Origin of the sequence: Eubacterium sp. AF19-12LB (assembly GCF_003479125.1) — a bacterium.
Taxonomy (GTDB): Bacteria; Bacillota; Clostridia; order Lachnospirales; family Lachnospiraceae; genus Eubacterium_U; species Eubacterium_U album.
Window position 1 is genome coordinate 1 of record NZ_QUGP01000008.1, and the last position, 15,745, is coordinate 15,745.

Consider the following 15,745-nt stretch of genomic DNA (forward strand, 5'->3'; position numbering starts at 1 on the left):
AACCGATGATTGCGATTGTCTTTCCATCTAATAATGAAAGGTTACAATCTTCCTGATAAAATATTCTTGCTGTTTCCATAATATTTTATGCCTCCTATTTAATTAATCTCATTTATAAAAATGTTTATTTTTTTCTTATAGTTTTGTATTATATCGCTCGCGTTGTCTTATGTCAATAGTGTTGTCTGTTTTCTTCATAAAAATTTTTATGCAAACTTTTTATGTCTGTCTTGTAAATCTAAATTCTCCCCCCAATTTATTATGCTATTTTGCAAATTTTTACGGCAATTTCTTACGCTTTTACAATAATGGGTACTGCTTTGTTTTAAATCATTTAGTTAAGCCTTGTTATTACCCTGATTTTTATTTATTTCTAACTGGTCAATAGCATGCATGATATGCACCCGCATTGCACTTCTGGCACCTTCTGCATTTCTATTTTTCATAAATTCCATAATCATTCTATGCTCTGATATAACCTGCTCTACAGGAATATGCTCTGTTTCATACAAATAAACACCTTTTTCAATTGACTGATGCAGTACAGGCTCTAGTTGATTTATAAATTCATTATGAGTTGCATTTGCAATGGAGCAGTGGAACATCATTTCTTTATGTGTATAATCTATGCCTTTTAAAAGCAGTTCTTCTATTTCTTTACCTATGGCAAATATTCTTTCTAGTTCTCTATCTGATGCCCTTATGGTCGCATAATACGCTATCTCCGGTTCAAATATAAGACGCATTTCATAAAGGTCATCTATATCAACCTTTGCTGAAGCCGTATCTTCAAGACCTGCTACCATTTTAGGAGTGTAATCTTCTCTTATAAATGTTCCTTTTCCCCTCTTTATTTCCAATACATTTCTTGCTACTAAAATACGTATTGCTTCTCTTAAGGTAATTCTACTTACTCCAAGTTCTTCAGATAACTGAAGTTCATTTGGAAGTTTATCACCGGGATTATATTTTTTTTCAACTTTTATCATCGACATTATTGTCTCTGCAACATCATCCGATAATCTTTTATTTTTTCCCATAATAATCTCCATTCAAAAAACCACATAGCCATATTGTTTTTTGGCCATGTGGTTTATAATTCAAAATATAATATACAGGTTCAAAAACACCTAAATTATAGTTATGCTTTTATTTCAATATAATTTAATCCCTTTGCCTTATCAGGCCTCAAGTTGGGGGCCTTTGACCCCAACATCTTAACATATCTATAAGTATTTCTTTAATACATCAACTTTGTCTAATCTCTCCCATGGAAGGTCAAGATCAGTACGTCCAAAGTGACCATAAGCTGCTGTCTGCTTGTAAATCGGTCTTCTCAAATCTAACATTTTGATAATTCCTGCCGGTCTTAAATCAAAGTTTTCTCTAATGATATCTACTAACTTATCATCATGAATCTTTCCCGTTCCAAATGTATCAACCATTATTGAAGTTGGCTGTGCAACACCAATTGCGTATGATAACTGAATTTCGCATTTTTCAGCAATTCCTGCTGCTACAATATTTTTAGCTACATATCTTGCTGCATAAGCTGCTGAACGGTCTACCTTTGTGCAGTCCTTACCTGAGAAAGCTCCGCCGCCGTGACGTGCATATCCACCATAAGTATCAACAATGATTTTTCTTCCTGTAAGTCCGCTGTCACCATGTGGTCCACCGATTACAAAACGTCCTGTAGGATTGATAAAATATTTTGTATCCTCATCTAACATTTCCTTAGGAAGTACCGGTTCAAATACATATTTCTTTATGTCTTCATGAATCTGTTCCTGTGTAACATCAGGATCATGCTGTGTTGATAATACTACTGCTTCAATTCTTACAGGCTTATCATTTTCGTCATATTCTACTGTTACCTGACTCTTTCCGTCCGGTCTAAGATATGCTAACACTCCATCTTTTCTTACTTTTGTAAGCTGTTTTGTTAATTTGTGAGCTAATGAAATTGGAAGTGGCATTAATTCTTCTGTTTCATTTGATGCGAAACCAAACATCATACCCTGATCTCCTGCACCAATTGCTTCAATTTCTTCATCACTCATCTTGTTTTCTTTTGCTTCTAATGCTTTATCAACACCCATTGCGATATCTGTTGACTGTTCATCTAATGCAACTATAACACCACATGTATCTGCATCAAAGCCATATTTTGCTCTGTCGTATCCAATCTCTCTTACTGTATCTCTAACTATTTTCTGAATATCAACATAACCTTTCGTTGTAATTTCACCCATAACTAAAACAAGACCTGTTGTAATTGATGTTTCACATGCTACTCGGCTCATAGGGTCCTGTCTCATTAACTCATCCAATATTGCATCTGAAATCTGGTCACAGATTTTATCAGGATGTCCTTCAGTTACTGATTCTGATGTAAATAATCTCTTCTCCATCATCGTTCTCCTTTTCTTAAACTTTATCTAATTTATCTTTTAGCAGATTTATCCAAAATTTCATAAAAGAAAATCCACTGTTTTAAACAGTGGATTTGAAATCAAGGTTTTCAAATCTTATTGATCGATTGCTCGCTCAGGTGGGCACCTTCCATATAGGGGTTGCCGTGGCATCACAGATCCTTGTATCTCCGCCAACTCTGAATAAGATAAATTAATCATTTTATTTAACTAACAAAAGTAGAATAATACATTCATTTCTTTCCGTCAACCATTATTTTATGAACGCTATATAAAATATGAATCTTTTTTGATAATCTATATATAAAATTGCACTTCTTAGCCTGTATCTACATATACATTATAAAATGTTATTCCACTTTATTTCACAAATATTATTTGCTATATTTTTCTTCTATTTCTGTAATCATCTTTACTCTGTTCTCATGTCTGCCGCCTTCAAATTCAGCTCCAAAAAATTCGTCAAGAATCATTTTTGCCAACTCTTCTCCTACTACTCTTGCACCAAATGCAATTATATTGGCATCGTTGTGCATTTTTGTAAGCTTAGCTGAATATGGATCACTGCATACTGCTGCTCTAACGCCCGGAACTTTATTAGCAGCCATTGAAATACCGATTCCTGTTCCACACATTAAAACACCATAATCAACATCACCTTTAACAACTGCTTCGCCGACTTCCATTCCTTTCTTAGGATAATCGCACTTAATGATTTCTCCATTTTCATCATAATTAGTACCGTAATCTACACATTCATAGCCTTTTTCTTTCATATAAGCTATCATCTTATCTTTTAAATCTACTGCTGCATGATCGCATCCAAAACCAATCTTCATAATTTGTTCCAACCTTTTCTTTTTATGTTTACTAAATTTATAAGTTTTATTCTACCATAAGTACGTTTTATCATAAGTATTCTGTGTGACTGTTACCAAAATTTTGTAGTCTAATTCTAATTAGCTGATTCTTACTTATTAATCCTTTACTTATTCAAATGAAACCTTTTTAATAATACATCATATTCAGTTATTTTCAATCATTTTGGCAAATATTTGCTAAAAATACATGTCTATCTGTCTCCAAATATATGCAAATATAAATCTTCTAATGTTGGTGAAGCCTTTTTTGCATTGTCCACATCCGGAATCCCATCACATAAAAAACGCACCCTAATCTTTGCATATTCCTTCGACAAACTTGTAACTGTATATTTGTTCATAATTGAATTTACATCCTGTTCATTGATTTCTGCTTCATATACAACATCTTCAATACCTTTTAACAGATTTTCAGGAGTATCTTTTTTTCTAAGTATTCCGTTATCTAAAATTAATACTTCTTTTGCGATAAATTCAATATCTGAAACAACATGAGTTGCAATAATTACAATCTTATTAAACCCAATCTGAGATATCAGATTTCTGATTCTAATTCTCTCCTTTGGGTCAAGTCCTGCCGTTGGCTCATCTAAAATAAGAATCTTTGGGTCATTTAATATAGCCTGTGCAATTAATGCTCTTTGTTTCATGCCCCCTGAAAAGGATTTTAATTTTTTATTTTTAACATCATACAAATTAACAAATTTAAGAACTTCTTCTATTCGTTTTTTTGCCTCTGTTTTTTTTAATCCTTTTAATCCTGCAATATAATCAAGAAATTCTGCTACGGTAAAGCTATCATATACTCCCTGTTGCTGTGGCATGTATCCTATAAGATTTCTATAATCTTTGCCCATGCTTATTGTTTCTTTTCCATTATATAAAATTTCTCCACTGCTTCTGTCTATGGCATCTACTAAAATATTCATAAATGTAGATTTACCTGCACCATTAGGTCCTAATAAACCATATATTCCTTCTGTAAATTTACACGAGAATTTATTTAGTGCTTTTTTGTCACCATACTTTTTCGAAAGATTATTTATTTCTAAAATCATAGTTTATCCCTTTTCTATAAAATTTTTCTTTTAGTATAGTTCTTAAGATTTTTAAAATTCATAATAAAAACTGCTACTATAATAATTGCTAAATTAATCCATTCCACTACAGTTGCTTTTGTAAAATAATCGCTCATGTTTACTACCGGAATAAACATAATCTTATTCATAAATTCAACTCCCAGCATATATAGCACAACCGGCATAACTATAATTCCCATAGATATTACTACATTTTTGATGTAATCAGGAAAAAAATCCGATATTCCCACTACAAGCAAACCTAGTAAAATTATACCCATGCATTTACACAAATAAATTAAAATCAAAGCTGCAAGAATTGATATATGTAATGGAAAATGTTGCAACTGTGATAGACTCTGTGCAGGTGCCGCAAATCCGTTTGGCTTATATGCTTTTAACAAAATAACAAGCCACGGAATAGTTTCAATACACCATAAAACAACCGAAATTAAGATTGCGTTTAAATATTTATTTCTAATTAATTTGCTTCTTCCATAATATGTAGTATCCAAAAGTTTCTGCATTTCTTTCTGCCTGTCATAAGTAAATATTGGCACTACACAAAATACTGCAATGATAAATAAAATCAGGAAACTAATATCCTTATCGTATATTGTTACATCACCAAATATGTAACCGAATACTAAATCATTGGTAAACCAGCCTTCAATATTCTGCTTTTCCTTCAGTTCTTTAAGATAATCATTTTTCTCCTGAACTTTTTGGAAATCATCGTATGGCATCATCTGTGCATTATATTCCTGACTTGCCATAACATATACCTGATTATCAACCTCACCATTTATGTATTTTTCCGTAAGTTCGTCATATCCTGCCTGAATCTCATCATATCTTTTCTGTTCAGTATCAAGATACTCCTGACTCTTTTTATCCGGAACTCCATATACTTTTGAAATATAATTTGCATAGCATTTATCATGATAATCCATTTTAGTATTATCATTGCTCAAAAAATATCCCTGAATCACAACAAGTATTATTACAAAGAAAGCAACTTTATTAACTGCAAATATTTTCTTTTTCTCATAACTAAGTATTCCTTTTGATTTTATGCCTATGTTTTTCTGTCCTTTAGCAATTCTTAAATGCGGAAACTTTATTACTCTTTTCGTTGTAAACGAATACATTGTAAAGACTATTGATGCCGACAGATAAACTGCCATTATTATTAATGTCCACTTAAACAATTCAAAAGGATGTTGTAAAATATTTATATTTATGTATTTTGCCATAAACGATTTAGTATTTAATAAGGTAACAGGGCTTAACATTTTAAATACAGCCGTACTCATATTCCACTCAATACTATTAGTTATAAGTAATGAAACTGCCGTGCTTATAAGAATTATCCCATAAGTAACCGTTTCATTTTTTACAAGCGATATTATTCCTATAACTACAATTCCTATAATGCAGACAGCTATCCATTTAACCATGAAATATATAATCATATACTGCCATATCTGCATTGGCAGGGCAAATTCATAAAATCCACGCACTGACTGAATCGGTACATTCATTCCGCTAAGTCCATACTTAATATATAACTGAACAAATTTAATTCCATATACAATTATTATTGCAATTGCTGACGTTATGGATAATGCCACCATCTTGTTCACAATTAAATTCAACCGTCCGTTCCTGCAGGATTTTAATAAATCTAACATTCCTTTTTTTATTTCCTGACTTACTAATATAAGTGCAATCTGAACGACCATTACAAAAAGTATTATGTCCGTAAGTCCGAATTCTGTTATCTTCTCAATCACCCTATAGTTACCATATACCGGTTTCACATTTTTTACGGCTTCATATGCCTTAACCGTTCTTTTAGCATTGCTTAATTGAAATTTATTGTTTTTAGAAAACAATACAATGCTTTGCATATTTGTGCCATCCTCTTTTATCTTAATAAGATATTTACCGTAATTGTCAATCTTATTCTTCTGTAACTTATCCTGTGCAGCAATCTGTTCCTTCGTTTCTATTTCTGCCCTCGTTTCATAAAGAACATTAACTATACACAAACTTATTAATAACGCTATAATTATTTTAGAGAATACTATTTTCTTTAATTCTTTTATTATCATTTCTTTATTTTTAACCCAATCATCTCTCCTTGTGAAAATGACGATACAGAACTATTATTATCTGATTCGTCATCCACAAAATCACTCAAATACCCATACAGATATTTATTGCCTGCTGCCTGTAACGCCAATATTTTTTTATCCATATCATAATCAGGCTTTATATCTGTCCATTTATGTTTGTCCGTATCATAGCATCTGTATTCCGGAGGGATACTCTTATCTTCTGCATCCGGAGCCCCAAGTTCTTTATCTTTATCATACTGTGTTTTTACAATATATATTTTATTATTTACATATGAATATGACATACGATATGCATTATCCAATTCCTTACTTGTGCCTTTCTTCTTATCATATTCATATAAAGTGAATTGTTCACCATAGCACGTTAAATAGTAATAATAATTTTTATTAATTCCTATTAAATAAAAATCATAAAATCCCTTTACATCCTCCATTCCTTCATAGGTCATGTTATAATTGAAATCCATTTTTTCAACATCACCATTTTTTATATCTACACAATAATAATCACTATGTTCGTCAAATTTTTCTATTTCTTCTGCATAAGGGTTAGCACATGAAGTAAGCCATTCTGTATATTTACTCCATGTTTTGAACTCGGAATCATATACATTTTTATTCTGATATCTAATTCCAAGATATATCCTGTTTCCACTCTTCGCCTTTGAAAAACATGATATGTTAGCTTTGTTTCCAAAGTCAGTCAATCTTTTCTGTTCCCCTGTTTTTATATCGACTTCATATAATTCCGATGTCTCAGAAGCAACCATGACCATTCCATCATCATCGGCCTCACCATCTTCACTAGAATAACTTGTAAGATAGATTTTACCGTCAATAAACAAAGCTTCCTGATCATCTGTAGAAAAATCTAAAGTTGCAATTTTCTTTTTATTACTTCCATCAACATTACTTTTGTAAAGTGTAGTTCCACCTACATCTAAAAAATAATAAAGGTCATTTTCATATATGAATGGATATACCACTTTTCCCTCCATTATTGCATTACAAGTAATTTCTTCCCCGGCAACATATTCATGATTACAATTTGCAAGTCCGCACGCAACAACAGTCGTATTCGTCTTTGGATTATAAACTTTAATGCACGAATATCCCGTACTAAAATCATATCCTGAAAGTGTTACCATATCCTCTCCATAAGATGCATCTGGTTTTATCACTTCCACCGTACTAACATTTTCATTTGTCTGTGCCTTCTCATTTCCACAGCCTGTTATAAATAACGACAATAGACCGACCATTAAAAAAATGTATTTTCTCATTTGCTCAACCCCTTATTCATTTCTATTCTTTGTTTATTTATTTCCGATACTATTTCATCTGCTCCGGCCTCTTTTAGTTTTCTGTCAAAATCATTCCAAGCCTCCTCAAAACTTCCATAATCATCGCTAAATAACTTCGAAACATCATTAACTTCTCCCAAAAACTCTCTTTCTACCTTTCGAATTGCTACTACTTTCTCTTTATAAGCTGATAAATCAAAATAGTAACCTTCTATGCCTATATCTATTTTTGCATCTTTCATAGATTCTTTTGCCAATTGTCGGTCCGTATCATCTGTATCATTTATAAGATACTGATTCGCCATATTACCTGCTCCATCTGATGTATACAAATCATTGCTTATTGGAGTATAATTCTTAACTTCATATCCGGCAGACTCTGTTCCATTCACCATTATTTCTGACAGCATCTTATCACTACATATTGTAGCCATTGCTTCTAGAGCTTTCTCTTTGTTATTAGATTTACTACATACTCCATTAATCGTTGACCATCCTCCGATATCTGTTGTATATCTTTTTATCATAGGTACAGCCTCCATATTCTGACTGGCATCCCAACGTGTATGGAAATCCATTGTTTTCTTTCCTGCTGTTGTCATGCAACTGCTTTCTAAAAAACTATTAACAGTCACATCACCCAAAATGTCTGTTGTACTATAGTAATATTTTTTGTCTTTTATACCGTTAATACAGCTATATCCCTGCTGATACATTTCATATAGCGCTTCATAATCTTTTCTTACTTTTTTGCTATCAGTAATCGTTATGACATTGTCATCATTAGTATTTGCATCTACACCTATGCACTCTAACCAAAATACCGGAGCACTGTCATAATTATCAAAATAAAAATTAGGTTCTATAAAGTTTAATTCATATTGATTCAAATAACTCGTTGTAATACTATATTTATAATCACTTTCCCAACCTTTTAATTTATTTAACACAGGAATAATATCACTTAGAGATTTTCCCTCAACATCACTTTTTTTAATTCCATATTTATCAGCCACATCTTTGTTGTATATGTAATAATTTGTTTCGCTTGAAAAAACATTTGTCTTAAATCCATAAAATGTTCCATTGTAAAGACTTAGATTATACAATCCTGACGGATATGCCTTTGTGAGTTTTTGATATGCATCTGTATTGCTGTATTTATCCAAATCTTCATATATGCCATTAAAAACCATTTTCTGACTTGAATTGTCTGTTACATCATTACATCCTACCGATGTTATTATGTCTGGTGGATTATCTCCATTAATCACATCAAGTACATATTCTAATGTCATATTTTCTAATGCCACAGGCATAAAATAAATAACATAATCCGCACCATTTTCCACCAAGTAATCATTCACTGCAACCATCTGTTCATCCGAATATCTATGCTCAGTTTTGCCATTCCATACTTGTGGTTCAGCATACATATAGCTTAAAATTGTCTTATCCGGATATCTTTCCTCAAGAAATTCCTTAGACAATTCAATATGTTCATCTGCATTCTCATTTTGTAATGAAGTTTCTTCCTTAGCAGATATTACTGTTTCTTTTTGTGTTGCATTCAGAAAATCTCTTGCACTGTCGTTTTCTGTATTATTATTGTTACATCCTGAGAGTATTATTGCTGAAGATAACAGCAATATTTTTAGACATTTACTTCTCATCTCGCACCCCCTGTTATAAGATATCAATATTATTCTTCCCTTTAATACATTATACTGCATAAAATTGTTTTGCGGTATTTTATTTTAAGTATATAGAGGTGTATCAGCTCAATACACCTCCATATGTACATTTATCATTCTATTTTGGAGCTACGCTATTATAACTCCAATTAAGCCCACTTCTGTAATAAACATAATGTTCACCAGATGCACTTATCCATTTTTTCCCATTTTCAGTATCTTTATACTTTTGAACAGTTTGAGTCCCTGCCTTAGTTTTGCTGACGTTATATGATATATGACCTGAATCTGTAGCATGTAACACCGTAATAACTTTATAATCTGATACTGTTGCATAAGAACAATATGTCGTTGCTAATGCCCTAGTTTTATTATTTTGAAACACTGTACTTTCTCCACATACATTCGCAGCTGAAACACTACATACATTAGACACTAAAAGTGTAGTCGCTGTTAATAAACATATAATTTTTTCTTCATTAATTCCTGTCTCATTTCGTAATTTTGTCAACTCAATATTAATATTTTACTAACATTATATAGCTTCAATGATTGTAAATAATATAACTAAATATATTTTCTTTTTCCATATTTTTTGCATGAAACGACAAAAAACTATTGTTTTTGGTCATTTCATTTTGATTTTTTTTTATTTTATTGTATACTATTTGTAAATTATTTATAAATTATGCAATGCAAGGGGGTTATATTATGAAAACAACATTACTATATTTATTTATTTATATTATAGAAGCTTTAATATTATGGTCATACTCATCTAATTTATTTCACTCAAGATACTCTAAAAAAATAGAGTTTATAGGTTTGTTTACTGGATACGGATTTCTGTTTTTACTTGCATTCATAAAAGTCGTTTGGATTAATTTACTTTTTTTTCTGCTTATTAATTTTATTTTTTTTATTATATTTTATAAACTTAAATGGAACCTTTGTCTTCTACATTCTATGGTTTTAGCCTGTCTTATGAGTCTTAGCGAACTGACAATCACAGGATTATTCTCGCAGTTTAATAGCGTTGTACTTTATAACAGTTATGATTTTTTATTGCTAGTTATTCTTACCATTTTTAGCAAAATTTTTTACTATATAGGAATTAGAATTATTATTACGTTAATGCATGGTATAATAAGCGAGAACGGACATATTAATAGAGCAACAATCCTGCTTAATATAATACCTCTAATTTCACTTTATATTATTTTAATAATGACTGCTGGGATTTTAAGTACAAAAGTACCATCAGGTTTTAAGCCTTTATTATCATCCTGTGCAATTTTGTTATTTGTTATAAATATATTGGTTATGTATATTTACTATTATACACAGCAAAAATCTCATGAACTTATAAACCTTCAAATTCAATTACAAAAAGAATATGATATGGCAGAATACTACAAAACTTTATTCAAACAAGATGAAAGTCAGAAAATCCTGATTCACGATATTCGAAAGCATTTTATGTCCATTGCAAACTTAAATGAACAAAATGAGCAGGATAAGATTCGGCAATATCTTGATACTATTTTAAATTCATCTGATTTGCAGACTTCGGTTCACATTTCTGATAACGAATTGTTAAATTACATTATATGTCACTATATACAATTATGTAAAAACAAAAATATTAACTTAAAAGTTGATGTTCGAAAAAAAATGCTCCAACATTTGGACTATTCTGAGCTTACAGCTTTGTTTTGCAATCTGTTAGACAACGCCATAGAAGCATGTATTAATATTCAGGATTCCTATATTGATTTAAGCATCACTTCAAATGAAATTAATCATATAACTATAATTAATATCGTTAACACCTGTAATACTATTCCGACTTTTAATAAATCCGGAATGCCTATTTCAAACAAAAATAACAAATTAAAGCATGGCTTTGGATTAAAAAGTGTAGAACGAATTATTAATAAATATAACGGAAATATAAAAATGTATTTTAACAATAAAAAAATGACCTTTCATACAGTCATAACTATGGAAGACTGCTAACACATAAGAATATAAAATTATTGAATTATATTTAATTCCTATTGTATAACTATTAACAACATTCAAATTTATAAGAAGGGGAATTTACAATGCGAATTTTAATTTGTGATGATGACTTAGAAATGTCTATGCAACTCAAAGAGATTTTACAATGCTTTTTTAGCACAAGTTCTTTAAATATACCTGAGATTACGATTTATAATAATGGTACTGATTTACTTTTAGATTCCAGTGAAAAAGATATTGTCTTTTTAGACATAGAATTACCTGATGTAAGTGGTATCTACGTTGGCAATGAGCTAAAAAAAACAAATTCAAATACCATTATATTTATTGTAACTTCTTATTCCCAATATTTAGATGATGCAATGCGTTTTCATGTATTCCGATATCTTTCAAAGCCTCTGGATAAGCAAAGAATTTTTAGAAATATGAAAGACGCAATAAACTTATACACTTCTTCCGTTACAAAAATTCCAATAGAAACGAAAACTGAAGTATTTACAGTATTAACATCCGACATTGTTTGTATCGAAGCACAGGGAAGAAAAATAACTATTCATACTACCACTGGAGATTACGACTCTATACATAACATGCACTATTGGACAGATACTTTAAATATGCCATGTTTTTTTACTTCACATAGAAGTTTTATTGTTAATTTAAGATACGTTTCTAACTTTGATCATTCACTAATATATTTGTATGGCAATAAAATACGTGCTTATTTAACAAAAAGAAAATACACACAGTTTAAAGATGCATACATGCTATATTTAGAAAGCACACGATAATTTATTGTTTCGCTTTTTTACACAAAAATATAGTTTTATAAACTTGTCATATATAAACAAAACGCCGGCAAATTTTCTTTGCCGGCACTCTTATTATGTTAGTAGAATTTATTATGATTTTGCTTTACTATTCTCCATTTTTAGGAGTAGCTATCAAATTATCATGCGAATTGCTTTCTTAGGCTAATTTACATTTAAAATTATTTTTTGTATATAATTTTGCTTTTTAAATTATACTAATGCTGCTCCAAGAGCTTTACATGCTGCAAGGGCTTCTTCATCAGGCATTTCATTAGCAATTACACTATCTGTTGCAAGTTTAATTCCTGATGCTGCACAGTCAGCTTCCCAATTTTCCATCCATTCGCCTGTTCCCCAACCGTATGAGCCAAATAATGCTACTTTCTTTCCCGGTAATTCAGGTTTGCACTCATCAAACATTGGTGCAAATTCGCTTTCTTCCAAAACTTCGTCTCCCATAGCAGGGCATCCAAATGCAATTCCATCAAACTCTTTTACTTTTGCTGCGCCAAAATCTGCTGCTGAAATTAATTCAGCTTCAGCACCTGCTTCTTTTATTCCTTCAACTACAGCTGTTGCCATCGTTGATGTGTTACCTGTTCCAGTCCAAAATACTACTGCGATTTTACTCATTTGTTAAAATCCTCCTTATTTATATTTACTTATGATTATTCATAAGTTTTTTATTATATGATGCTATTATCAGTATTTAACTGACCAATTATTATGTGCTACGTGTTATAACTAACCTGCCTACTTATATTCATTTAAGCTGCAACTGTTAATTGCATAACACTACGCCCGCTAATCCAAAGATTCATATAAATATCTCTGCATTTTTTATATTTACGAAATGTCTTTGTTGCCTCTTCTTCATTGCAATATACTTTCCAATAACCTGTACATTTGCAATTGCACCCATGATTTTCAATAAAGCCTTTTACATCACCTATTGGATATCCTAAAAATATTCCTATCTCATGTGGAAACTGATTTAACTTTTCAAATTTCTTCTTTAACTGGAGTATTATTTTTTCGCAATTAACTTCTCCGTCAATTTCATTGTCATCAATCAAATATCCCTGCTTTAATAAGAATTTACTTATTTCATCCCTGTTTAATATTTTTTCCAAATCTGCCCTTCTGTAAACATATATAAGGGCTTTATTCACTCCCACGTTTTCTGACAAAATGTCAAATGTAATACCTTTTCTCTTCATTTTTGAATTCCAATAAGTCACTCTTACATGAAGCTCTTTTAGTGATTTATATGTATATGTAAATAGGCTTGCTGCCTTAATAGACGCTAACGTTGGAGAACAATGCTCTATTAACTCCTGTTCAAACATATTGCCTACCTCCCAAACATTTTAATTCCTGCCTTTAGTTAGTTGTAGCTAACCTGTAGGTCAAAAAAATTACGGGCTTTATCAGTCATAAGTCGTGTTTCATTGGAGGTAGAAACTTACTTATGACCTAAACACTTTCGTGTTGCATTATGCCCGATTTTATAGGTGCAGTTAGTTGTTAAAACTTTGCGTTAGTCTTAACTAACTACAATATACTTTACATTCTTTTGTTTGTCAATATAAATTTATAGAAATACTCTTTTTAGTAACAATTAATCTAATTAAACATACAATGCAATGTCTAAAAAAGAACTGCAAATAAAAGCATTCACAATTATTTGCAGTTCCTCTTTAATTTAAATTTTTCTAATTATTCATCTTTCAAAATCAGCTAATTAAATTCTTTCCACTTTAATTAAGTTTGTATTACCTGATGTGCCATTTGTATATCCACCTGTAATTACGATTCTGTCATCTTTTTCTAAGCCAAGTACTTCTTTAGCTGTTTTCTTAGCTGTGTAGAATAAAACTTCTGTAGAATCAAATTCTTCTACCATAATAGGTGTTACACCCCATGATAAAGCTAATTTTCTCCATGTCTTTTCACTTGTTGTAAGACCTACAATATCAACCGGTGAACGGAATCTTGAAATCATTCTTGCTGTCATACCTGATAATGTACATACAGCAATTCCTTTTGCCTTAATATCAATGGCCATACCACATGTTGCATGTGAAATAGCATCTATTTCATTTCTAATCTGGAAATCAAAATTTCTAAATCTTTTATCATAATGGATACTCTGTTCTGTTCTTTCAGCAATCTTAGCCATTACTTCTACAGCTTTTACCGGATATTTTCCTGCTGCAGTTTCTCCTGATAACATAATTGCACTTGTTCCATCGTAAACAGCATTAGCAACGTCTGATATTTCAGCTCTTGTAGGTCTGATATTTGTAATCATTGACTCTAACATTTCTGTTGCTGTAATAACTCGTTTACCAAGCATACGACACTTAGTAATCAAATGCTTCTGAATTGCCGGAAGCTCTTCGTATGCAATTTCAACACCCATGTCACCACGGCCAATCATAATGCCTTCACAGGCTTCGCAAATTTCTTCAATATTATCTACACCTGCCTGATTTTCAATCTTTGCAATGAGGTCGATATCTTCACCGTCATTTTCTTTCAAAAACTGCTTTACATCTAATAAATCCTGCTTCTGTGATACAAATGAGCATGCAATATAAGCAACTTCATTTTTAATACCAAATAATATATCCTGCTTATCCTGTTCACTCAAATATTTCTGTTTTAATACTTTATTAGGGAAGCTCATGCTCTTTCTGTCTGATAAAACACCACCTACTGTAACTTCTGTGATAATGTTGTTTCCCTTAATTTCTTTTACGACAAATTCCATTAAACCATTATTTAATAAAATTCTGTCCCCTACATTTAAATCCTTGTTCAAATTCTTATAAGATACAGAGACTATTGTCTGGTCGCCTTCTACTTCATCAGTTGTAAAAGTAAATGGGGCTCCAGCCTTTAATTCAATCTTTCCGTCTTTAAATGTTCTAATTCTATATTCTGGTCCCTTTGTATCTAACATAACCGCTATAGGAAGATTTAATTTTGTTCTAACTTTTTTAATTATATCAATTTTTTTCTGCTGTTCTTCGTGTGTGCCATGTGAAAAATTGAGACGCGCAACGTTCATTCCTGCTTTACACATATCTGTAATGATTTTCTCGTCTGTAGATGCCGGTCCTATTGTACATACAATCTTTGTTTTACGCATTATTATTCTCCTTATACGCTTAATTTACTTAATCTGAATCTTCTAAACCAAGGATAGATATTTGTGAAACTATATTTGAAATATCATACCAAATACATTCTATCTAACCCCATTTATAATACAAATATCCTTTATTTATTTCAACTGTTTTTTCCTATTTAAAAGAAAAATACACTTTTTAGCATCAAATACTTTATTTTTAAAACTAAAAAGG

Annotated in this window: 13 protein-coding genes and 1 riboswitch; of the genes, 2 read left to right on the top strand and 11 right to left on the bottom strand. The window is 31.2% G+C overall.

From position 1 onward, the window contains the following. Nucleotides 1-338: 338 nt before the first annotated feature. The 8 genes from DWX29_RS08855 to DWX29_RS08890 all read right to left on the bottom strand — a co-directional run bounded on the left by DWX29_RS08855 (nucleotide 339) and on the right by DWX29_RS08890 (nucleotide 9,922). Nucleotides 339-1,040, bottom strand: a complete 702-nt coding sequence (locus DWX29_RS08855) for a FadR/GntR family transcriptional regulator (RefSeq protein ID WP_022088421.1) — start codon at nucleotides 1,038-1,040, stop codon at nucleotides 339-341. Between the two features lie 186 nt (nucleotides 1,041-1,226). Further along, the gene (gene metK, locus DWX29_RS08860) at nucleotides 1,227-2,414 is read right to left on the bottom strand and encodes a methionine adenosyltransferase (RefSeq protein ID WP_117910757.1); all 1,188 of its coding nucleotides are present in this window, start codon (nucleotides 2,412-2,414) and stop codon (nucleotides 1,227-1,229) included. 114 nt (nucleotides 2,415-2,528) lie between these two features. Then, a riboswitch (SAM riboswitch) is annotated at nucleotides 2,529-2,625 on the bottom strand. 184 nt (nucleotides 2,626-2,809) lie between these two features. Next, a complete protein-coding gene (rpiB, locus tag DWX29_RS08865) occupies nucleotides 2,810-3,274 on the bottom strand; it encodes a ribose 5-phosphate isomerase B (protein ID WP_117910758.1) in 465 nt (154 codons plus the stop codon). 233 nt (nucleotides 3,275-3,507) lie between these two features. Further along, complete coding sequence (locus DWX29_RS08870; protein WP_022088424.1) at nucleotides 3,508-4,374, bottom strand: ABC transporter ATP-binding protein; 867 nt, start codon at nucleotides 4,372-4,374, stop codon at nucleotides 3,508-3,510. 14 nt (nucleotides 4,375-4,388) lie between these two features. Beyond that, nucleotides 4,389-6,512 (bottom strand): hypothetical protein, encoded by a 2,124-nt coding sequence (locus DWX29_RS08875; RefSeq protein ID WP_118565672.1) that lies wholly within the window; start codon nucleotides 6,510-6,512, stop codon nucleotides 4,389-4,391. Next, nucleotides 6,509-7,822: a hypothetical protein gene (locus DWX29_RS08880; protein WP_118565673.1), complete on the bottom strand. Its 1,314-nt coding sequence runs from the start codon at nucleotides 7,820-7,822 to the stop codon at nucleotides 6,509-6,511. The genes DWX29_RS08875 and DWX29_RS08880 overlap by 4 nt, the downstream gene beginning before the upstream one ends. After that, a complete protein-coding gene (locus DWX29_RS08885) occupies nucleotides 7,819-9,516 on the bottom strand; it encodes a hypothetical protein (protein ID WP_118565674.1) in 1,698 nt (565 codons plus the stop codon). Before DWX29_RS08885 ends, DWX29_RS08880 begins: the two co-directional genes overlap by 4 nt. 139 nt (nucleotides 9,517-9,655) lie before the next feature. Then, entirely contained in the window at nucleotides 9,656-9,922 is a 267-nt protein-coding gene (locus tag DWX29_RS08890) for a hypothetical protein (RefSeq protein WP_118565675.1), read from the bottom strand. Nucleotides 9,923-10,248: 326 nt separating this feature from the next. On the opposite strand from DWX29_RS08890, the gene DWX29_RS08895 reads away from it, so the two are divergent. Both DWX29_RS08895 and DWX29_RS08900 read left to right on the top strand, forming a co-directional pair. Further along, complete coding sequence (locus DWX29_RS08895) at nucleotides 10,249-11,556, top strand: GHKL domain-containing protein (RefSeq protein WP_022088429.1); 1,308 nt, start codon at nucleotides 10,249-10,251, stop codon at nucleotides 11,554-11,556. Between the two features lie 89 nt (nucleotides 11,557-11,645). Next, nucleotides 11,646-12,353 (top strand): LytTR family DNA-binding domain-containing protein, encoded by a 708-nt coding sequence (locus DWX29_RS08900; protein WP_118565677.1) that lies wholly within the window; start codon nucleotides 11,646-11,648, stop codon nucleotides 12,351-12,353. Between the two features lie 231 nt (nucleotides 12,354-12,584). Here DWX29_RS08900 and DWX29_RS08905 read toward each other — a convergent pair whose 3' ends face one another. From DWX29_RS08905 to pyk, 3 genes are all read right to left on the bottom strand, one after another. Then, nucleotides 12,585-13,007 carry a flavodoxin gene (locus DWX29_RS08905; RefSeq protein WP_118565678.1) on the bottom strand — a complete coding sequence of 141 codons (423 nt, stop codon included), beginning with the start codon at nucleotides 13,005-13,007 and terminating at the stop codon, nucleotides 12,585-12,587. 134 nt (nucleotides 13,008-13,141) lie between these two features. Next, on the bottom strand, nucleotides 13,142-13,723 hold the full coding sequence (locus DWX29_RS08910) for a DUF3793 family protein (protein ID WP_118565679.1): 582 nt from the start codon (nucleotides 13,721-13,723) through the stop codon (nucleotides 13,142-13,144). A 395-nt stretch (nucleotides 13,724-14,118) separates the two neighbouring features. Beyond that, the gene (gene pyk / locus DWX29_RS08915; RefSeq protein WP_118565680.1) at nucleotides 14,119-15,531 is read right to left on the bottom strand and encodes a pyruvate kinase; all 1,413 of its coding nucleotides are present in this window, start codon (nucleotides 15,529-15,531) and stop codon (nucleotides 14,119-14,121) included. Nucleotides 15,532-15,745 lie beyond the last annotated feature (214 nt).

What these genes read in the sequence shown, in the direction of transcription:
- DWX29_RS08855 (WP_022088421.1), bottom strand. Translation starts at nt 1,040, where the DNA reads ATGGGAAAAAATAAAAGATTATCGGATGATGTTGCAGAGACAATAATG.
- metK (WP_117910757.1), bottom strand. Translation starts at nt 2,414, where the DNA reads ATGGAGAAGAGATTATTTACATCAGAATCAGTAACTGAAGGACATCCT.
- rpiB (WP_117910758.1), bottom strand. Translation starts at nt 3,274, where the DNA reads ATGAAGATTGGTTTTGGATGCGATCATGCAGCAGTAGATTTAAAAGAT.
- DWX29_RS08870 (WP_022088424.1), bottom strand. Translation starts at nt 4,374, where the DNA reads ATGATTTTAGAAATAAATAATCTTTCGAAAAAGTATGGTGACAAAAAA.
- DWX29_RS08875 (WP_118565672.1), bottom strand. Translation starts at nt 6,512, where the DNA reads ATGATAATAAAAGAATTAAAGAAAATAGTATTCTCTAAAATAATTATA.
- DWX29_RS08880 (WP_118565673.1), bottom strand. Translation starts at nt 7,822, where the DNA reads ATGAGAAAATACATTTTTTTAATGGTCGGTCTATTGTCGTTATTTATA.
- DWX29_RS08885 (WP_118565674.1), bottom strand. Translation starts at nt 9,516, where the DNA reads ATGAGAAGTAAATGTCTAAAAATATTGCTGTTATCTTCAGCAATAATA.
- DWX29_RS08895 (WP_022088429.1), top strand. Translation starts at nt 10,249, where the DNA reads ATGAAAACAACATTACTATATTTATTTATTTATATTATAGAAGCTTTA.
- DWX29_RS08900 (WP_118565677.1), top strand. Translation starts at nt 11,646, where the DNA reads ATGCGAATTTTAATTTGTGATGATGACTTAGAAATGTCTATGCAACTC.
- DWX29_RS08905 (WP_118565678.1), bottom strand. Translation starts at nt 13,007, where the DNA reads ATGAGTAAAATCGCAGTAGTATTTTGGACTGGAACAGGTAACACATCA.
- DWX29_RS08910 (WP_118565679.1), bottom strand. Translation starts at nt 13,723, where the DNA reads ATGTTTGAACAGGAGTTAATAGAGCATTGTTCTCCAACGTTAGCGTCT.
- pyk (WP_118565680.1), bottom strand. Translation starts at nt 15,531, where the DNA reads ATGCGTAAAACAAAGATTGTATGTACAATAGGACCGGCATCTACAGAC.